13 protein-coding genes are annotated in these 20,853 nt (G+C 59.9%); 5 read left to right on the top strand and 8 right to left on the bottom strand.

From position 1 onward, the window contains the following. Nucleotides 1–175: 175 nt before the first annotated feature. From AB3226_RS17115 to glnE, 8 genes are all read right to left on the bottom strand, one after another. Nucleotides 176–1,627, bottom strand: a complete 1,452-nt coding sequence (locus tag AB3226_RS17115; protein ID WP_367373914.1) for a lipopolysaccharide kinase InaA family protein — start codon at nt 1,625–1,627, stop codon at nt 176–178. Beyond that, the gene (locus AB3226_RS17110; RefSeq protein ID WP_367373913.1) at nt 1,627–2,379 is read right to left on the bottom strand and encodes a lipopolysaccharide kinase InaA family protein; all 753 of its coding nucleotides are present in this window, start codon (nt 2,377–2,379) and stop codon (nt 1,627–1,629) included. The genes AB3226_RS17115 and AB3226_RS17110 overlap by 1 nt, the downstream gene beginning before the upstream one ends. Continuing rightward, a complete protein-coding gene (locus tag AB3226_RS17105; RefSeq protein WP_367373912.1) occupies nt 2,376–3,110 on the bottom strand; it encodes a lipopolysaccharide kinase InaA family protein in 735 nt (244 codons plus the stop codon). Before AB3226_RS17105 ends, AB3226_RS17110 begins: the two co-directional genes overlap by 4 nt. Further along, the gene (gene rfaP, locus AB3226_RS17100; protein ID WP_123358730.1) at nt 3,110–3,916 is read right to left on the bottom strand and encodes a lipopolysaccharide core heptose(I) kinase RfaP; all 807 of its coding nucleotides are present in this window, start codon (nt 3,914–3,916) and stop codon (nt 3,110–3,112) included. Before rfaP ends, AB3226_RS17105 begins: the two co-directional genes overlap by 1 nt. After that, nucleotides 3,916–5,037 carry a glycosyltransferase family 4 protein gene (locus tag AB3226_RS17095; RefSeq protein ID WP_367373911.1) on the bottom strand — a complete coding sequence of 374 codons (1,122 nt, stop codon included), beginning with the start codon at nt 5,035–5,037 and terminating at the stop codon, nt 3,916–3,918. The genes rfaP and AB3226_RS17095 overlap by 1 nt, the downstream gene beginning before the upstream one ends. Further along, nucleotides 5,037–6,098, bottom strand: a complete 1,062-nt coding sequence (waaC, locus tag AB3226_RS17090) for a lipopolysaccharide heptosyltransferase I (protein ID WP_367373910.1) — start codon at nt 6,096–6,098, stop codon at nt 5,037–5,039. The genes AB3226_RS17095 and waaC overlap by 1 nt, the downstream gene beginning before the upstream one ends. Before the next feature lies 1 nt (nt 6,099). Beyond that, nucleotides 6,100–7,134 (bottom strand): lipopolysaccharide heptosyltransferase II, encoded by a 1,035-nt coding sequence (gene waaF / locus AB3226_RS17085; RefSeq protein WP_008074620.1) that lies wholly within the window; start codon nt 7,132–7,134, stop codon nt 6,100–6,102. 316 nt (nt 7,135–7,450) lie between these two features. Continuing rightward, nucleotides 7,451–10,390 carry a bifunctional [glutamate--ammonia ligase]-adenylyl-L-tyrosine phosphorylase/[glutamate--ammonia-ligase] adenylyltransferase gene (gene glnE / locus AB3226_RS17080; protein WP_367373909.1) on the bottom strand — a complete coding sequence of 980 codons (2,940 nt, stop codon included), beginning with the start codon at nt 10,388–10,390 and terminating at the stop codon, nt 7,451–7,453. 384 nt (nt 10,391–10,774) lie between these two features. On the opposite strand from glnE, the gene aceE reads away from it, so the two are divergent. The 5 genes from aceE to msrA all read left to right on the top strand — a co-directional run bounded on the left by aceE (nt 10,775) and on the right by msrA (nt 20,842). After that, a complete protein-coding gene (gene aceE, locus AB3226_RS17075; RefSeq protein WP_367373908.1) occupies nt 10,775–13,420 on the top strand; it encodes a pyruvate dehydrogenase (acetyl-transferring), homodimeric type in 2,646 nt (881 codons plus the stop codon). A gap of 11 nt (nt 13,421–13,431) precedes the next feature. Then, nucleotides 13,432–15,375: a dihydrolipoyllysine-residue acetyltransferase gene (gene aceF / locus AB3226_RS17070; RefSeq protein ID WP_367373907.1), complete on the top strand. Its 1,944-nt coding sequence runs from the start codon at nt 13,432–13,434 to the stop codon at nt 15,373–15,375. Nucleotides 15,376–15,658: 283 nt separating this feature from the next. Then, nucleotides 15,659–17,053 carry an alkaline phosphatase D family protein gene (locus tag AB3226_RS17065; protein ID WP_367373906.1) on the top strand — a complete coding sequence of 465 codons (1,395 nt, stop codon included), beginning with the start codon at nt 15,659–15,661 and terminating at the stop codon, nt 17,051–17,053. A gap of 236 nt (nt 17,054–17,289) precedes the next feature. Beyond that, nucleotides 17,290–19,983: a putative bifunctional diguanylate cyclase/phosphodiesterase gene (locus AB3226_RS17060; RefSeq protein ID WP_367373905.1), complete on the top strand. Its 2,694-nt coding sequence runs from the start codon at nt 17,290–17,292 to the stop codon at nt 19,981–19,983. A 211-nt stretch (nt 19,984–20,194) separates the two neighbouring features. After that, entirely contained in the window at nt 20,195–20,842 is a 648-nt protein-coding gene (gene msrA, locus AB3226_RS17055) for a peptide-methionine (S)-S-oxide reductase MsrA (RefSeq protein ID WP_367373904.1), read from the top strand. Nucleotides 20,843–20,853 lie beyond the last annotated feature (11 nt).

The following is a 20,853-nucleotide window of genomic DNA, read 5'->3' as shown; positions in this document are numbered from 1 at the left end:
GCCTTCGCTCATCCGCGACCGGGGCGCCAGTAGATCCTGATAGAACCTATCTTCTAGATCTCGCAAGACCGGTCTGGCGCCATCGCGGGCAAGCCCGCTCCCACAGTGATCGCGCCGCACACAAAACTTATGCACACCACTGAACCTGTGGGAGCGAGCCTGCTCGCGATGGGATTCAGGCAGCGCCAGAGATATCCTTGGGCAAACGCTGATCAATCACCTGATGCAGCGCACTGCTCTCGGGCCAATTGCGCATAAACCGAGCCCGATCCCGCGCGTACGCCGGGGCAAAGCTACTGAGCGAACCGTGCTGACACATCGAATCCAGATCAATCAGCGCCCAGCGATCCTGCTGCCAGAACAGGTTATGCCCCTTGAAATCGCCATGGCTGATCCGCTCGCGAATCAGCTCGGCGAACAGGTGATCCAAAGCCTGCAACTCGGCTTGCGGCGCTTCGCCGCTTTCCACGTACGGCGCAAACCGCTCGATGATATCCGGCCCCGGCAAATACTCGGTCACCAGGTACGCCCGGCTGCGCAGCCAGAGAAAACGTTTCTCCAGTAACGCCAATGGCTTGGGCGTGGCGATACCCAGGAACGCCAGGCGATTGCCTTCACGCCATGAGTGCCAGGCGCGGCTCGGGCGCCAGAAACGTTTGAGCCAGTGGGCAAAGCCCTTGATGTTGTAGCGCTTGACCAGCAATGTGCGCCCGGCCACGTCGACCTTGCCGACGCTTGCCGCGCCGCCGGTCTTGTACAGATGACCCTGATCGAGCAAGGCATCGGCCTGCTCCAGCACCGGCAACATCGCAGCCTCTTCCTCACGGCGAATCGCCCGCAAGCCGAACGCTCCGCGCTGGACGCTGAACAACGTACATTCACGGCCGACCTTGATCAGGAAGTCCTTCAAACGCCAGCGGCGGACCTTGTCGATCTGCTTCTGCAACGCTTCCATGGGCAAGGCATGCTCGCCGTTCTCCAGCAGGTAATACACCAGCAATTCTTCGGTGAAGGGTTCCAGCGATTTGGGCAACTGGGCAAAAAACACCCCGAGGTTTTCCAGAACTTTGTCCTGTGACAGTGGCTTGCCAGCCGTATCGGCACAGATCCCGGCGCCATCGATCAAATATAATTGACCGCCATGGCGCAGCAGGTTGTCCAGGTGCAGGTCTTCCTGCCACAGTCCCTTGCTATGCAGATGACCTATCGCGCCCAAGGCTTCGGCCAGCACTGCTGACTGTTCATCCGCCAGTACCGGCAAATGTTCAACCTGTTTCCAGGCGTCTCCCAGGCTCTCGGCGCCTTCAAGGAAATCGAACAATAACCAGCCGCCCTCGCCGTCCTTCAGGCCATCAGCCAATAGCAACGGCGTGGTCAGCCCCTGAGCGGCGAGCAAACGCACGCCGTCCAGCTCACGCTTGAAGTGCCGCGCCGCTTTACCGCCGACCAGCAACTTGGCCAATACCGGCCGACCGCGCCAGACCCCGGCGCCCACATAACGTTGCCCTGGTAATACCCGCAGCAGGCTCAGCAATTGCAACTCTGCCGGCCCCGCGGCATCGGCCAGTGGAATGTTCAACGGCAGGCTTGGGCTGCGGCCAGCGTTTTTCAGTTCGGACAAACGCATCAACGCGCCTCCTTGTGACTGCGCCGCGCACTCAGGCGCGATACCCAACTGTCCACCAGCGAACTGCTCAATGGCTGATCCAGATAAACTGCCAACAGCTCTCGCAGCTGACTTTCGCTCCATTCCGGCGCCCGACGCAGCAATGGGTCCAGGTCCTTGACCCGATCACGTTGACCAAAGAACAGCGGGCGAGTTTTTTCCAGATCAATCAACCGAGCCTGATAACCATCACCGGTGGCCTGGAGAAAAATGTGCTTGGGATAGAAGCAACCGTGGAGTTGATGCACTTCGTGCAGGCGTCGCGCCAGTTGCCCACAGGCTTTCAGAATCGCCGAATGCTGCGCCGCGCCAAGGTCGGACCAGCGCTGCAACAGCGAATCCAGATCATCCCAACCGTCCAGCGCGCGGGTCAGCAGAATCGCCCGGACTTCGCCGTCGACTTTGCGCTCACCGAAAAACGCCGCCTGCAGCGCCGGTATACCCAGTTTCTGATAACGACTGATGTTGCGAAACTCACGGGCAAAACTCGGCTCGCCAAAGGGCGAATGCAATGTGCGTGTCAGGTAGTTGCTCTGGCGTTTGAGGTAATAGCTATGACCTTCCAGTTCCAGCCGAAACACACTGCTCCAGCCACCCCGACCAGTGTTGGGTTTGTCCACGGCTTCGAGCTGTTTGGCCCAGAGCGCGTCGAAGGTGCCGAGGCCATGACGCTCAAGCAGCGCACGATCTTCAGCAGCCAGAAAATCAGTCATTCCCGTCCCTCAAAAAATCTCACCACGTGCCGAATCCGCTTCTTGTCGACGGCATTGAGCCGGGTGCATTGGCGGTATTGCAGGTAGAAGCGCAGACGCTGGGTGGCCGACAGGTGATATTTGGCAACTTTGTCCAGGCAAGCCAGGTCTTTGGTGATCCGGTACTTGAGCCAGAAGCCGCGCCAGAAATCACCGTTGGGGCAGTCGATCAGAAACAGCCGCGCCTCATCATCGATCAGCAGGTTGCGCCACTTCAAATCGTTATGGGTAAAACGGTGGTCGTGCATGGTCCGGGTATAGCCCGCCAACTGTCGACTGATGTTGTCGACCCAGGCGCGGTCCGCCAGTTTCGGATCATGCCGGTCAGCCAGGGCCGACAAATCTTCGGTATGAGGCAGTTCGCGCGTGATCATTGCCCCACGGTCATATGCCACGCCGCGCCGTTCCAGCCCCCAGGCCACAACTTCGGCGGTAGGAATGCCCCATTTGGCGAAACGCTTGAGGTTCTGCCACTCGGCCTTCACCCGCGGCTTGCCCAGGTAACGGCGCAGGCCTTTGCCGGCGCCGACGTAGCGCTTGACGTAATAGTTGACGCCGTTGCGCTGGACGCGAATGACCTCGGACAGTGGATCGTGGGTCAGTCGTTCGCCCTTGAGCGCGAACACCGCGTCAAGACTGCCGAAGTCTTCTGCCAGATCGCTGTAAGCAGGTTCCAGTGTCCAACCCGACATCAGAGCGCGTCCCCGTATCGCTGCTTACGCTCGTAGAGCTTGTTGGCCTTGCCTTCGAGCCATGCCAGCAGTCCCGCTTCTTCAGCCAGTATCTGGCGCAGGGGCTGCTGGAAGTAACCCTTGAGGAAGCGAAGTTTGTCGCGACGAGTCAGGCCGATGTCGAGCGCCGAAAAATACAGCGCCGCCAAGTCCTTGTTGCGCCAGCGCTGGGTAATCGTCGGACGGGTCTGAGCACGGTGCAGATCGATCACCGAGAGCTTGAAGTCGTCGGCTGTCACCGGTTTGTCGGTGTGCAGTAGAAAATGACAGATATAGCAGTCGCGGTGGTTGACCCCGGCGCGGTGCATCATGCCGGTCATGCGTGCGACTTCGGCGATCAAGGCGCGTTTGAGTTTGGGCTCGGGCGGCTGCTTGACCCAGTCAATGCTGAAATCTTCGAGGCTGACGGTGGGCGCCAACTCTTCAGTGACGATGAACGAATGCTGGTCCGCCGGGTTGCTGCCCTTTTCGCCGTAGGCCACAGCGGTCATGGTCGGCACACCGACTTCTTGCAGGCGCTGAATGGCCTTCCACTCCTGGCCCGCGCCAAGCACTGGCAACTTGGCGGTCAGCAAGTTTTTGAAGATCTCACCCCAGCCGATGCCACGGTGGATTTTCACGAAGAACCCGTGACCGTCCACTTCTGTACGCAGTGTCCGGCGCGCTTCAAGCTCGCGGTACACCTCGCCCTTGAGGCCCTCGACTTCGGCGAACGGATCGCGTCCGGCCCAGAGGCTTTTGAACGGTTCAGCCAGCATCAACTTCATTAAGCGTGCTCCGCCAGAATCACATCGGCCGCGTGCTGCGGCATGCTGTAGAGGTCGGCCGTCGCGGCGAAAGCCAGACCGTTGCGGCTCCAGGCCGCCCGTGCATTTGCGTCGTTCAACATGCCGGTCAGGTACTGCGTCAGTTGCGCCTGATCGAAGGGCTCGTCCAGCACCAGGCCCGCGTCGGCCTCGGCGATGTAATGAGCGTACCCGCACACCGCGCTCACCAGCACCGGCAAACCAGCCACCACGGCTTCAAGCAGCACCGTCCCGGTGTTTTCGTTGTACGCCGGGTGGATCAACAGATCGGCACCGAGCAGGAAACGCGGGATATCGCTGCGGCCCTTGAGGAACTGCACGTTGTCGCCGAGCCCCAATGTGGCGCTCTGCAACTGGAATACTTTGGGGTCATCCTGGCCAATTACAAACAGCCGGGTGCGCTTTTTCAGTTCGGTGGGCAAGGCAGCCAGCGCCTTGAGACTGCGGTCCACGCCTTTGGTCTTGAACCCGGAGCCGATCTGCACCAGCAGCAGTTCATCATCTTTCAGGTTGAACTCGCGACGAAAATCGGCACGGATCTCGGCGGCATTGGCCGGTGCGCGACGGTCCTGAGAGATACCCGGCGGCAGTAAATGAAAGCGCGCAAGCGGCGTGTCGTAATGCTTGATGAACAGCGGCTGCTGCACTTCGGAAATCATCAGCACTTCGGTCTTGGCATCCTTGGCGAACACCGCGCGCTCGTACTCGGCGAAGTGCCGGTAGCGGCCCCAACGACGGTACAGCGAGTTGCGCAGGTTCTGCGCCTTATCTTCAAAGCAGCCATCGGCGGCGTAGTAAACGTCCAGGCCCGGCATCTTGTTGAAACCGATCAGGCGATCCACCGGACGCTTGGCCAGATCGGCCTCCATCCATTCGGTGAGCTTTTCGTTGCGCCGATGATTGAAGAACGCCTTGACCGGTGCCACCAGCACTTCGAAACCCGGCGGAATATCGCCTTCCCAGATCAGCGTATAGACGCGAATCTGATGGCCGCGCTGCTGGCATTCGAGGGCGATGCGCATGAAATCGCGCTGCAAGCCACCAAACGGAAAATATTTGTACAGGACAAATGCCAATTGCATCAGCGCAGCTCCTCAGCCAGTAACAACGTGCTCAGTCGGCTCGCGACACGCTCGGGATTCAGACGCGTGAAGCACAGGGGCCACTCGCGTTTCAGGTCGAACCGACGGGCATCGTCGGCTGTCGGTTGATAGGTGCATTTCTTTTGTAGGCACGGTGCGCAGGGAAAGTCGCTGGCCATGTGAATCTGCGACTTGCCGTACGCGCCGGTCAGGCCCGGGTTGGTCGGGCCAAACAGCGACAGAGTCGGCACGTCCAGCGCCGCAGCGAGGTGACCGAGACCGGTGTCCACCGCCACGCAGGCTTGCGCTCCGGCCAGGACTTTGCCGACGCCCGCCAGGTTCAGCTTGGGCAGCACTTCGACGTGCTTCATGTCTTTGCCGATGCGTTCGGCGCGGGCCTTTTCGACCGGATTACCCCACGGCAGCTTCACCGCCACACCGAGGTAACCCACCCGCTCGGCCAACTCGCGCCAATAGGCTTCGGGCCAGTGCTTGGTGTCCCAAGTGGTGCCATGGAGAAACACCACGTACGGATTCTTGCGCGGCAACTCCACCAGTCTCTCGACGTTCAGGCCATAGTCGCCCAACCCTTTTGGCAGGTCGTAACCCAATGCGACCGCGAACAGCTGACGCACTCGCTCTACCGCGTGCTGCCCACGGGCCACGGCCAGACGTCGGGAGTAGAAATGCGCGGCGATCGGTTCGCGGGCCGAGTTCTTGTCCAGCCCGGCCACCGGAGCTTTGGCATAGCGGGTCAGCAAGGCACTTTTCAGCAGGCCTTGGGCATCGATCACCAAGTCATATTTGGTCGCGCGAATGCTTTGCTTGAAGCGCTTCCACTCGCCACTCTTGATGGTCTGCCAGATGTTCTTGCGCCAGCGACGGATCGCCACCGGAATCACCTTGCCCACGGCCGGGTGCCAGGTCGGAATTTCGGCGAAGCCTTCTTCCACCACCCAGTCGAACGTGATGCCGGGGATCGCCCGCGCCGCGTCGGTCAACGCTGGCAACGCGTGAATCACGTCGCCCAGCGAAGAAGTCTTGATCAACAGTACCCGCAAACTATTTGACCTCGACCACAGTGCCCAGCAACCGCTGCAAGGCTTCGTTCACCGCTTTCGGCATGAGCTGGCGCAAGCAATTGTAATGACCGAAACGGCAGGTACGATCGAAGCACGGACTGCATTCGATGCCCAGGCGCACGATTTCGACGTGCTCGGCCAATGGTGGTGTGAAACCCGGCGAAGTCGAGCCGTACACCGCCACCAACGGGCGGTTCAGCGCAGCGGCCACGTGCATCAGGCCGGAGTCGTTGGAGACCACCGCGTCAGCGCAGGACAGCAGATCGATGGCCTCGGCCAGGGACGTATCGCCACTGAGGTTCACCGATTCTTCACGCAGACCGGGAATCAGCCGCGCGCGAATGTCTTCGCCCACCGCGTGATCGTTTTTCGAGCCGAACAGCCATACCTGCCAGCCTTCACGGATTTTCGCTTCGGCGACCTTGGCGTAGTGCTCGGAAGGCCAGCGCTTGGACTCGCCGAATTCGGCGCCGGGGCACAGCGCCAACACCGGGCGGTCGAGGGCAAGACCGAATTTGGCCAGTGCGCCGTCACGGGTCACCGGGTCGATTTGCAGGCTCGGCCGCGGATACGGTTTCGGCAACTCGGCACCGGGCTCAAAGGCCAGGGCCATGAAGCGCTCGATCATCAGCGGGTAACGTTCTTTGTCGAGCGTGCGCACATCATTGAGCAGGCCATAGCGGAATTCGCCACGCCAGCCGGTGCGTTTCGGGATACCGGCAAAAAACGGTACCAGTGCCGACTTCAGAGAATTGGGCAGCAGGATGGCCTGGTCATATTGACCGGCCAGGGATTTACCGATGCGCCGACGCGTCGCCAGCTCCAGCACGCCGTGGCCGAGCGGGAAGCTCAAGGCCTGGCGCACTTCGGGCATGCGCTCGAGAATCGGCCGGCTCCACTCGGGGGCCAGCACGTCGATTTCGCACTGCGGGTGGCGCTGTTTGAGACACTGAAACAGTGTCTGCGCCATCACCATGTCACCGACCCAACTGGGCCCAACGATCAGAATTTTCATGTGGTTTCCATAAACGAGCCGGGGAGGCATACGCCTCCCCGCCTCGAGAATCCAGCACCTTCGGGGTGAACCGTCAGGTCATTTGGACGAGCCGATTGGGGCTCGTCGGATCAAGTTAATACACATTCATGTCAATCAGCATAAGCCTCTGTGGCGAGGGAGCTTGCTCCCGCTGGGCTGCGTAGCAGCCCCAAAACTTGCCACCGCATTCTCACTGACAGACCGCACAAGCTGACTTGGGAGCGCTTCGCACTCCAGCGGGAGCAAGCTCCCTCGCCACAAAGGCTCGCTCCCACATTTGAATCTCGTTGCCGTTTCAGCTTAACCCCAGCTCGCGCCAGATTCGCATGACCTGCCGTCGTTCATCCACGAACTGGTCGCCCGGTATCACGCCGGCGTCCTTCTGCAAGGCCTCCCGGTGAGCGGCGGAGCGGTAAGCCTTATAGGCTTCACGCAACAGGCTGGCGTCTTCGGCGGGTATCAGCCCGACCTCCTCCAACCCTTCCAGAATGCGGATATTGTCGGTATAGCGCAGCAATGACGGATGCGCTTGCGACCACGCCAGAGCCGCGTATTGCACCATAAATTCAATATCGACGATACCTCCGGCGTCCTGCTTGAGATCGAACGGCGCCGTGGCCTCGAAGGCATTTGCCGCCGTGCCCGCCGCAGTGCTCTTGCTGCCCAGATTATCGCGCATCTTGGCGCGCATCTCGCTGACCTCCTGGCGCAAGGTCGCCAGGTCCCGTGACTTGGCCAATACCGCCGCGCGAACTTTCTCGAACGCCTGGCCAACATCCTGACTGCCCACCAGCACCCGCGCCCGCACCAACGCCTGATGTTCCCAGGTCCAGGCTTCGTTTTCCTGATACCGGGCAAACGCCCCCAGGGAACTCACCAGCAAACCAGACGCACCGGACGGTCGCAGGCGCATGTCCACTTCATACAACTGGCCGGAGTTGGTCTGCGCCGTCAGCAAATGAATGATGCGCTGCCCGAGCCGGGTAAAAAACTGTGCGCCGTCGATAGGCTTCGGCCCGTCGGTTTCGGCCTGCGGATCGCCGTCGTGGATGAACACCAGATCCAGGTCCGAACTGTGCCCCAATTCCAGGCCACCGACTTTCCCGTAACCGACAATGATGAAACCAGGGTCGCACAAAGTACCGTCGGTGCGCAGCGGCGAGCCGTACTTGGCCACAGTCTGACGCCAGGCCAGGGCCAGCACTTGTTCGAGGATCGCTTCGGCAAGCCAGGTCAGGTAATCACTGACCTTCATCAAGGGCAGGCTGCCGGCGATTTCCGAGGCGGCGACGCGCAAGCGGTGCGCCAGTTTGAAATGCCGCAAAGCTTCCATTTGTTGTTCGAGGTCGTCTTCGGGAATCCGCGTCAAACGCTCGCGCAATTCGGCCGCCAGTTCCGGCGCCAGCGGTGGCTTGAACAGCCGACCTTCGTTGAGCAATTCATCGAGTAGCAACGGGAAGCGCGTGATCTGTTCGGCAATCCACGGGCTCGCGGCGCACAGCGTCAGCAAGCGGCGCAGAGCCCCGGGGTTCTCGGTCAATAAAACGAGATAAGCGGAACGACGTGCCACGGCTTCCACCAGCGGCAGCACCCGCTCCAACACCAGATCGGGATTGGCATGCTCCACAGCCTGAGCCAGCAAGCGAGGAATAAAAGCATCGAGGCGTTCACGCCCCAGGCGCTGCATGGCGCGCAATTGTGGACTGCCGCGCAGACTGGCCAAGGCTTTCAGCGCCTTGGAGGCGTCGGCGAAACCACCCTCTTCCAGCTGACGGCACGCGGCCTCCTCGTCCTGCGCCTCTTCCCACAGCGGCAGCCATTCGCCGCCGACCACCACTTCGCTCTCGGCGCCGTCCTCTTCATCGGGATCAGCGATCACCTGAGCAAAGTGCCAGGCGACCCGGCCACGCCAGTACATCAGCTGCTCATGGAATGCCGTCCAATTGGCAAAGCCGAGCATAAAGGCAATGCGCGCCTGGTCCTGTTCGCCATCCGGGAGCATCTGGGTCTGGCGGTCGGCAATCGCCTGGATTGCGTGTTCGGTGTAACGCAGAAATTCGTAGGCTTCGCGCAATTCGCTGACCACCGCCGCCGGCAGGTAACCCTGACCTTCGAGGGTGCTCAGTACTTTTAATAGAGGACGCTGCTGCAGGCTCAGGTCGCGGCCACCGTGAATCAACTGAAAGGCCTGAGCGATAAATTCGACTTCACGAATGCCGCCGGAACCCAGCTTGATGTTGTCGGCCATGCCCTTGCGCCGGACTTCCTGCTGGATCAGCTGCTTCATGGTGCGCAGCGCTTCGATGGCCGAGAAGTCCAGGTAACGCCGGTAAACGAACGGCCGCAGCATCTCTTGCAGTTGCGCGCCCGCCACTTGATCGCCGGCCACCACGCGCGACTTGATCATCGCGTAGCGTTCCCAGTCGCGACCCTGATCCTGATAATACTGTTCCAGTGCATTGAAGCTCAGCACCAACGCGCCGGACGAACCATACGGGCGCAAACGCATGTCGACGCGAAACACGAAACCGTCAACGGTCATCGGATCCAGGGCCTTTATAAGACGCTGACCGAGGCGAATGAAAAATTCCTGGTTATCCAGCGATCGCTTCACACCGACAGTTTCGCCACCCTCGGGGTAGGCGAAAATCAGGTCGATGTCCGACGACAGATTCAGCTCCACGGCGCCGAGCTTGCCCATGCCGAGGATGACCATCTGCTGCGGCTCGCCGCTACGTCGCCCGGTGGGCGTGCCGAACTGCTGGCAATGGCGCTGATACAACCACTGATAGGCCTGATCGATGCTGGCATCGGCCATGTCCGAGAGGTCGCGACAGGTCTGGATCAGATCGGCCTGGCGGGTCAGGTCGCGCCAGATGATCCGCACTTGCTGACGGGCGCGCTGGCGGCGCAGGGCACGCCCAAGCTGGTCCTCGGTTTCGGCGGCGCTCACTGCCGTCGCAATCTGCGCGCACAACTCGCCCGGCGCAAACGCGCGGTCCAGTTCGCCGGACTGCACCAGCGCAAGCAACATCAAAGGGTCACGCAGACTCTGTTCAATCACAAAGTCGCTGGCAGCAGTGACACGGGAAAATTGCGCCCAGCGCTCAGGCGTCCAGGCGGACAGGCCATGATCATCGGGAAAAACCGAGACGGCAGTACGAAACGACTGCTCGGCACGGGTGACAAATGGCAACAGTACGTTGGGCAGTTCGGCAAGCGAAGGGAGGCTCATGGTCTATCCTTGATCGGCGTGCGAAGGGCTGCATGTAGTGATTTTGGATAATGCGCTACCTGACTGACTGTCGAACAAAGGTTAGAAATAGCTGAAATTTGTTTATTTTTGGCAGCGATCATCAAGCCTTCACCTTTTTTGGTTGGCAAAAGACCAACCTTAACGATTATTCTCACAACGCAGCCGGAGGCCACAAGCCGATCTTCTGTAGTTTTACTACTCGTCTATACATTCGAAAGGCTGAAATGCCCGATGATTTGTAGTAAAACTACACGCCGCCGGAACATACCTCTCGGCAATCCAAGAATTTATATCGTCTGCCCACAAGGCCAGTCGCAAACTCAGGCAACCGATTCTGGAAGCCTTTCCGCCCTGGAGCAAGCCATGCAAGACCTCGATCCCGTCGAAACCCAGGAATGGCTGGACGCCCTGGAATCGGTTCTCGACAAAGAAGGCGAAGACCGTGCTCACTATCTGATGACCCGTATGGGCGAACTCGCGACCCGTAGCGGCTCGCAGCTCCCTTACGCCATCACCACGCCTTACCGCAACACGATCCCCGTTACCCACGAAGCACGCATGCCTGGCGACCTGTTCATGGAACGCCGCATTCGCTCGTTGGTACGCTGGAACGCGATGGCCATGGTAATGCGTACGAACCTGAAAGATTCTGACCTCGGCGGTCACATCTCCAGCTTCGCTTCCAGTGCGACCCTGTATGACATCGGCTTCAACTACTTCTTCCAGGCCCCGACCGACGAGCACGGCGGCGACCTGATCTACTTCCAGGGCCACACCTCGCCAGGCGTTTACGCCCGCGCATTCATGGAAGGCCGCATCACCGAAGACCAGATGAACAACTTCCGCCAGGAAGTGGACGGTCAGGGCCTGTCGTCCTACCCGCACCCATGGCTGATGCCTGATTTCTGGCAGTTCCCGACTGTATCCATGGGTCTGGGCCCGATCCAGGCGATCTACCAGGCACGTTTCATGAAGTACCTGGAAGCCCGTGGCTTCATCCCGGAAGGCAAGCAAAAAGTCTGGTGTTTCCTGGGCGACGGCGAGTGCGACGAACCAGAATCCCTGGGCGCCATCTCGCTGGCTGGCCGCGAGAAGCTCGACAACCTGATCTTCGTTATTAACTGCAACCTGCAGCGCCTTGATGGCCCGGTTCGCGGCAACGGCAAGATCATCCAGGAACTCGAAGGCGTGTTCCGCGGTGCTCAGTGGAACGTGACCAAAGTCATCTGGGGCCGTTTCTGGGACCCACTGCTGGCCAAAGACGTCGACGGTATCCTGCAACGTCGCATGGACGAAGTCATCGACGGCGAGTACCAGAACTACAAAGCCAAAGACGGCGCGTTCGTGCGTGAACACTTCTTCAACTCGCCAGAACTCAAGGCGATGGTTGCAGACTTGTCCGACGACGAGATCTGGAAACTCAACCGTGGCGGCCACGACCCGTACAAGGTCTACGCGGCGTACCACGAAGCGGTCAACCACAAAGAACAACCGACCGTCATCCTGGCCAAGACCATCAAAGGTTATGGCACCGGTGCCGGCGAAGCGAAAAACACTGCGCACAACACCAAGAAAGTCGACGTCGACAGCCTGAAGTTGTTCCGTGATCGCTTCGACATTCCGGTCAAAGACGAAGAACTGGAAAACCTGCCGTTCTTCAAGCCGGAACCAAACAGCGCTGAAGCCCGTTACTTGAGCGAGCGCCGCACTGCACTGGGCGGTTTCGTGCCACAGCGCCGTGCCAAAAGCTTCGACATTCCGACGCCACCGCTGGATACCCTCAAGGCAATCCTGGACGGCTCGGGCGACCGTGAAATCTCCACCACCATGGCCTTCGTGCGGATCCTCGCGCAGCTGGTCAAGGACAAGGAAATCGGCCCGCGCATCGTGCCGATCATCCCGGACGAAGCCCGTACCTTCGGTATGGAAGGCATGTTCCGTCAGTTGGGCATCTACTCCTCCGTCGGCCAGCTCTACGAGCCAGTCGATAAAGACCAGGTGATGTTCTACAAAGAAGACAAGAAGGGCCAGATCCTCGAAGAAGGCATCAACGAAGCGGGCGCCATGAGCTCCTTCATCGCTGCCGGTACTTCGTACTCCAGCCACAACCAGCCAATGCTGCCGTTCTACATCTTCTACTCGATGTTCGGCTTCCAGCGTATCGGCGACCTGGCCTGGGCCGCTGGCGACAGCCGCACCCGTGGCTTCCTGATCGGCGGTACCGCAGGCAGAACCACGCTGAACGGCGAAGGCCTGCAACACGAAGACGGTCACAGCCACATCCTGGCTGCCACCATCCCGAACTGCCGCACCTATGATCCAACCTACGGCTACGAGCTGGCGGTGATCATTCAGGACGGCATGAAGAAGATGACCGAAGAGCAACAGGACGTCTTCTACTACATCACCGTGATGAACGAGTCCTACCAGCAGCCAGCCATGCCGGCCGGTGCCGAAGAAGGCATCAAGAAAGGCATGTACCTGCTCGAGGAAGACACCCGCGAAGCGGCGCACCACGTTCAGCTGATGGGCTCCGGCACCATCCTGCGTGAAGTCCGTGAAGCGGCGAAGATCCTGCGTGAAGAGTTCAACGTCGGCGCTGACGTGTGGAGCGTTACCAGCTTCAACGAACTGCGTCGCGATGGCCTGGCCGTCGAGCGCAGCAACCGTCTGCACCCGGGCCAGAAGCCTAAACTGAGCTACGTCGAAGAGTGCCTGAACGGCCGTAAAGGTCCGGTCATCGCGTCTACCGACTACATGAAGCTGTTCGCTGAGCAAATTCGTCAGTGGGTCCCGTCCAAGGAATTCAAAGTCCTGGGCACCGATGGTTTCGGCCGCAGTGACAGCCGCAAGAAGCTGCGTCACTTCTTCGAAGTCGATCGTCATTTCGTGGTGTTGGCAGCCCTGGAAGCTTTGGCTGACCGTGGCGATATCGAACCTAAGGTGGTGTCTGAAGCCATCGCCAAGTTCGGTATCAACCCGGAAAAACGCAACCCACTGGACTGCTGAGGAGACACTCTGTGAGCGAACTCATTCGCGTACCTGACATCGGCAGCGGTGAAGGTGAAGTAATTGAACTGTTTGTGAAGGTCGGCGACCGCATCGAAGCCGACCAGAGCATCCTGACCCTTGAGTCGGACAAGGCGAGCATGGAAGTGCCTGCGCCGAAGGCCGGTATCATCAAGAGCCTGAAAGTGAAGCTGGGCGATCGCCTGAAAGAAGGCGACGAACTGCTGGAACTGGAAGTCGAAGGTGCCGCTGCTGCGGCCCCTGCGGCTGCGCCGGCTGCCAAGGCTGAAGCCAAACCGGCTGCGGCACCTGCTGCCGCGCCTGCCGCTGCCCCTGCTGCCGCTTCGGTTCAGCAAGTGCACGTGCCGGACATCGGTTCGTCGGGCAAGGCCCAGATCATCGAGATCCAGGTCAAGGTCGGCGACACCGTCGCGGCTGATCAGTCGCTGATCACCCTGGAATCCGACAAGGCGAGCATGGAAATTCCATCGCCTGCCGCTGGCGTGGTCAAGGCCATCAGCGTCAAGCTCAACGACGAAGTCGGCACCGGCGACCTGATTCTGGACCTGGAAGTGGCAGGTGCTGCTGCGCCTGTTGCTGCCGCTCCGGCCCAGGCTGCTGCACCTGTCGCCGCTGCTCCAGCGCCTGCTGCTGCCCCGGCTGCTCCGGTTGCTGACAGCGTTCAGGACATCCACGTTCCGGACATCGGTTCGGCCGGCAAGGCCAAGATCATCGAAGTCCTGGTCAAGGCCGGCGACACCGTCGTCGCCGACCAGTCGCTGATCACCCTGGAATCCGACAAGGCGAGCATGGAAATTCCATCGCCTGCCGCTGGCGTGGTGGAAAGCATTTCCGTCAAGCTGGATGACGAAGTCGGTACCGGCGACCTGATCCTGAAACTGAAAGTCAAAGGCGCGGCACCTGCCGCGGCTCCAGCTCCAGCCGCTGCTGCACCTAGCGCGCCTGCTCCAGCCGCCGCAGCGCCTGCTGCTCCGGCACCTGCCGCACCTGCTGCTGCACCGGCCAAGCCAGGCGCCAAGGTTCACGCAGGCCCGGCGGTGCGCCAACTGGCCCGTGAGTTCGGCGTCGAGCTGAGCGCGGTCAGCCCAAGCGGCCCGCACGGTCGTGTGCTGAAAGAAGACGTGCAGGTTTACGTCAAGGCCATGATGCAGAAAGCCAAGGAAGCACCGGCCGCTGCGGCTGGCGCAACCGGCGGCGCCGGTATCCCGCCGATTCCGGTCGTGGACTTCAGCCGCTTCGGTGAAACCGAAGAAGTGCCGATGACTCGCCTGATGCAAATCGGTGCGTCGAGCCTGCACCGCAGCTGGCTGAATATTCCTCACGTGACTCAGTTCGATTCGGCTGATATCACCGATCTGGAAGCGTTCCGTAATGCTCAGAAAGCCGTTGCAGAGAAGGCTGGCGTCAAGCTGACCATCCTGCCGCTGCTGCTCAAATCCTGCGCGCACCTGCTCAAGGAACTGCCGGACTTCAACAGTTCGCTGGCGCCAAGCGGCAAGGCGATTATCCGCAAGAAGTACGTGAACATCGGCTTCGCGGTCGACACCCCTGAAGGCCTGCTGGTACCGGTCATCAAGAACGTCGACCAGAAGAGCCTGTTGCAACTGGCAGCCGAAGCCGCTGCGCTGGCTGCCAAAGCCCGCGACAAAAAGCTCACCGCTGACGACATGCAAGGCGCCTGCTTCACCATTTCCAGCCTCGGCCACATTGGCGGCACCGGCTTCACGCCGATCGTCAACGCGCCGGAAGTGGCGATCCTCGGTGTTTCCAAGGCAACCATTCAGCCAGTCTGGGATGGCAAAGCCTTCCAGCCGAAACTGATGCTGCCGCTGTCGCTGTCCTACGATCACCGTGTGATCAACGGCGCCGCTGCTGCACGCTTCACCAAGCGTCTGAGCGACCTGCTGGCGGACATCCGCACCATCCTGCTGTAACACCGGCCGGCCCTCCAACACCTGAGGGCCAGTCGCGTTCCATGTTTTCCGAGCGCCACGCTCGTACCTCAACCCCGCCAATTTGGCGGGGCTTTTTTTGCCCTGAAGAAAGCCCTCCTCTGCACCTTATTCCTACACTCATGGCTTACGTCGCCTACAACTCGAGTCCACTTCCGCCCGATATTTTTTGCGAACCAATAACTAGGCTTAGTTTGGAGATTCTCTAAAGGAAACTTCAGTAACTTAACCTGCTTAGTTAGCATTACTTCGAATGGATTCGAACATGTTCAAACCGACTGTCGGCCCGATTATTGGCCACACTACAACTAATCACACCCGTATTTTCTTGCGGGGTAATTCACAGAACAACGCACTGGCATTTGCAGGTATCCGTTATCGACGCGCCGGTGAGGAATACTGGTCCAAAGGCGTATTTGCAAAACTGACAAACGTGCGCGACATGTCTGATGTGATTGCACTCAACGATCTTGCCACCGATTCCGACTATGAATATCAGGCTGGCTGGTTCAGCCCCATGAACCCGGTGCATACCGTCGAGTCGGTTCAGGAACTGCCGCTGCAATGGCCGCGGGACATCTACCGCTTTCGCACGCAGTCCAGCAAAAACACCACGCCACGGGCCTATATCGTAGGCTCATGCCGTTACCTGCGAATGACCGCCGGCATTGCCTGGGCCCCGCATTTGGGCGACCGGATCTTTGCCTCGATCACAAGCCTGGCGGAACGCGCCGAGCCGCCGATCAGCGCCATGCTGATGACGGGCGACCAAATCTACGTCGATGACCTGAACCTCGTGGCCCCCGACCGGGAATACAAGGACATCCTCAACAAATACCGCACGGCTTTCTCTCAGCCTCATATTTCTAAGTTAATGTCCGGCGTACCGACTTACATGATCCTCGACGACCATGAAATCGAAGACAACTGGCCTGCCAATGAGAGCAAGGCCGATGCCTACTTATACAAAAACGCCATGGCGGCGTATGAGTTATATCAAGCCAGTCACAGCCCTGCTTATAAGTTGCTTGCCAACGGGCAAGTAAGCAAAAAACTGGAACAGTATTGGTATCAATTCTCCGATGGCGATATCGAATGGTTTATCACCGACAGCCGAACCCGACGCAATCTGTCGGCCAACGACCGGCGTATCCTTGATGAAGAGCAGGAACAAGCGCTACTCAAATGGTTGATCAACAGCCCGGCCCGGGTCAAATTCGTGGTCACCAGCGTCATGTTCTACCCCGACCGCAAACTTAACGGCGATGACGCCTGGAAAGCCTTCCCGGAACAACGACTACGGCTGCTGGAGACGATTCGTACGCACGGCATCAAGAACGTCTTCTTCATTTCCGGCGACGTCCACGGCTCGCTGACCAGTCGCCTGACCCACAGCGAGGACCCGCATTTCGAAGTTCATACCCTCGTGTCTTCACCGCTGTGCAACAGCAAACTGCTGCCGTATCCCAAAGCATCCACCTTCATCCTCGACCAGGCGTTGGCCCGAACGGCCGCGGGAGATTATCGGCATGAGCTGACCAGTGCGGTGATCAGCCAGGATAACTTCGCGCATCTGGTTGTCGATGCCGAACAGGTTCGCGTCAGTTATCACGATCGGGATGGCAAGCAACTGCAGTCGACAGCCATAAAATTGCGTTGATTCCGGAACAGATCGCAGCCTTGCAGGAGCTACCGAAGCTGCGATCTTTTCGGCCAAATACATTACTTCTGGCCCCTCGCTGGAGAAATCTTCGCCCCTGCCGACATATTCTTATAGCACTTGGCCTTCATGTCTCTTGTCAGTCGGTGTTGCAATGATGCAACCTTGCCGCAGGCAACAGAAAAGAGGGCGAGAGCCCGGCGCGATCAGCATTTTCGAAGCGAGTTTCCCTCCATATGAAGAGCCAACCCGATGCCGCCAGCCGTATGGTGGCCGAGGTAGTGACGCAATTGCCTGTGCCCTCGCGGCTCGGCATGCTGCGTTTCGAACGGCTGAATGAACCGAGCTGGGCGCTGCTGTTTCTCGACCCCAATTGCGAACGACAGTTTGGCCTGCCGGCGGTGGAGCTCTGTGCCCTGGTCGGCTCGCCTTACGCCAGCCTGATGGAGCCCGAGGCGCGCTATCAACTGCACGACACGATCCAGCAGCAACTTACCGATAGCCCGCATTACCTGATCCGCTATACCTTGCACACTGCCGCAGGCGTCCTGAGCCTGCTGGAACTGGGCGAAGCTTACAAACAACACAATCGACACCTGCTGCGCGGCTACCTGATGGTGGTGGACGGTCTGTTCGACGGCGAACCGCTGCTGCCGGCGCTGGACCTGGAAACCCAGAACTCACGCCTGCAAATCGCCCTGGAACTCAATCAGCGCGCCCAACAGGAACAACTGCAGCACCTGGACCGGGTGCGCGCCCAGCAAGACCTGATTCTGCTGCTGACCCGCCAGCGCTACAGCACCAACAATTCCCTGCAAGAAGCCGCCGAGCTGATCACTCGCAGTGCCTGCGACATCTATGAAGTCGACTGCGCCAGCCTGTGGAACCTCGACGGCTCGCTACTGACGCCGATCTCCGCCTATCACCGCGTCACCCGGGGTCACCGACTGCCGGAACCGATCGACGTCAGTGTTTTTCCCGATTACCTGGACGCCTTGCACGCCGGGCGCGCTATCGATGCCCACAACGCCATGCGCGACCCGCGCACCCGGGAAATAGCCGAGAGCCTGCGCCCGCGCGACGTCAATGCCATGCTCGACGCCAGCATCCGCATCGATGGCCAAGTGGTCGGTGTACTCTGCCTGGAGCAGACCGGTGTGACCCGCGCCTGGCAGTCGGACGAAATCGCCTTTGCCGGCGAACTGGCGGATCAATTCGCCCAAGTCATCAACAACCACAACCGCCGCACCGCCACCAGCGCGCTGCACTTGTTCCAGCGTGCGGTGGAGCAAAGCGCCAACGCCTTTCTGCTGGTCAATTGCGATGGCGTGGTGGAATACGTCAATCCAAGCTTCACTGCGATCACCCAGTACACCACCGAGGAAGTCCACGGCCAGCGGCTGTCGGAACTGCCGGCGCTGGAAAACCTCAGCGAACTGTTGTTCGACGCGCCGTCGGCGCTGGCCAAGAGCAACAGCTGGCAGGGCGAGTTCAAGAGCCGGCGTAAAAACCTCGAACCCTACTGGGGCCAGTTGTCGATTTCCAAGGTCTACGGCGACAACCGTGAGCTGACGCACTACATCGGCATCTACGAAGACATCACCCAGACCAAGCTCGCCCAGCAGCGCATCGAGCGCCTGGCTTACACCGACAATCTGACCAACCTCGGCAACCGCCCGGCGTTCATCCGCAACCTCGATGAACGCTTCGCCCGAGACAGCGACACGCCGATCAGCCTGTTGCTGGTGGACATCGACAACTTCAAACGTATCAACGACAGCCTCGGCCACCAGACCGGCGACAAACTGCTGATCAGCCTGGCGCGACGCTTGCGCAACAGCCTGAGCCCTAGCGGCAGTCTGGCGCGCTTCGCCAGTAACGAATTCGCGGTGCTGCTGGACGACACTGACCTCTCGACTGGCCAGCAGGTCGCCAACCAATTGCTGGCGACCCTCGACAAACCGATGTTCGTCGATAACCAGTTGATCAGCGTCACCGGCTCCGTGGGCCTGGCCTGCGCGCCACTCCACGGTCGTGACCCACAGACGCTGATGCGCAACGCCGGCCTGGCGCTGCACAAGGCCAAGGCCAACGGAAAGCACCAGGTTCAAGTCTTCACCGAAGCGCTGAACGCCGAGGCCAGCTACAAACTGTTCGTCGAAAACAACCTGCGCCGCGCCCTGACCCAGAACGAGCTGGACGTGTTCTACCAGCCCAAGCTGTGCCTGCGCAGCGGTCGCTTGCTGGGGATGGAAGCGCTGCTGCGCTGGAACCATCCGGAAAAAGGCATGATCCGACCGGACCAGTTCATCAGCGTCGCCGAAGAAACCGGGCTGATCATTCCGATCGGCAAATGGATCGCCCGCCAGGCCTGCCGCATGAGCAAAGACCTGACCGCCGCCGGCCTCGGCAATCTGCAAGTAGCGATCAACCTGTCGCCCAAGCAGTTCTCCGACCCGGACCTGGTGGCGTCCATCGCCAATATCCTCAAGGAAGAAGAGCTGCCGGCGAACCTGCTGGAGCTGGAGCTAACCGAAGGCCTGCTGCTGGAAGCCACCGAAGACACCCACTTGCAGCTCGACCAGCTCAAGCGCCTGGGCCTGACCCTGGCGATGGACGACTTCGGCACCGGTTACTCGTCGCTCAGTTACTTGAAAAAATTCCCGATCGACATCATCAAGATCGATCGAAGCTTCATCCACGAAATCCCCGACAATCAGGACGACATGGAAATCACCTCCGCGGTGATCGCCATGGCCCACAACCTGAAACTCAAGGTTGTGGCTGAAGGCATCGAGACGGCCGAGCAGCTGGCCTTCCTGCGCCGCCACCGCTGCGATGTCGGCCAGGGCTACCTGTTCGACCGACCGATCCCGGGTTCCGAGCTGATCGAAAAGCTCAAACGCTACCCGCGCGGCCCAATCGCCTGACCCCACACTGGTCCGATTACTTTTCAGCCAAAACATAAATCCTGTGGGAGCGAGCTTGCTCGCGATAGCGGAGTGTCAGTCAGCATTTTTGTCACTGATACACCGCCATCGCGAGCAAGCTCGCTCCCACAGGGGTAGTGCGTAACTGACCGGCATTAGGCACACTGGCAGTCTGTGTATTTACATCTCAACCTGACTGAGAGGACTGATCATGGTTCTGCGCTCGGAAATCCTGGTGAACAAAAACGTGCTCCCGACTAAAGAACAAGCTCTGCCTGGCCGCGAAACCCCAATGACCGTGCCGGAAAAACACTTCGTCCACGACGCCCCCCTGCTGGGCCCGTTCGTCACCGACGTGGATTTCGCGATCTTCGGCCTGGGCTGCTTCTGGGGCGCAGAGCGCAAATTCTGGCAGCGTGAAGGCGTGGTGAGTACGGCGGTGGGTTACGCCGGCGGCTTTACCCCGAACCCGACGTATGAAGAAGTCTGCTCGGGCCTTACCGGCCACAGCGAAGTGGTACTGGTGGTCTACGAACCGGCAAAAGTCAGCTATGAAGCACTGCTGAAGATGTTCTGGGAATTGCACAACCCGACCCAGGGCATGCGCCAGGGCAACGACATCGGCACCCAGTACCGCTCGGTGATCTACGCCACCAACCCGACTCAACTGGCAGCCGCCAAGCACAGCGAGCAAGTTTTCCAAGTGGAACTGACGAAGGCTGGCAAAGGCACCATCACCACCGAAATCGAAGAAGCCCCGACGTTCTACTTCGCCGAGGCGTATCACCAGCAGTACCTGGCCAAAAACCCTGAAGGGTATTGCGGGATTGGCGGTACGGGCGTGACCTGCCCGATCTGATTTTCGGGCCC

The sequence above is a fragment of the Pseudomonas lini genome, from assembly GCF_964063345.1.
Taxonomy (GTDB): Bacteria; Pseudomonadota; Gammaproteobacteria; order Pseudomonadales; family Pseudomonadaceae; genus Aquipseudomonas; species Aquipseudomonas lini_B.
Note: the sequence above shows the minus strand (reverse complement) of the source record. Positions and strands in the feature narration are given on the sequence as shown.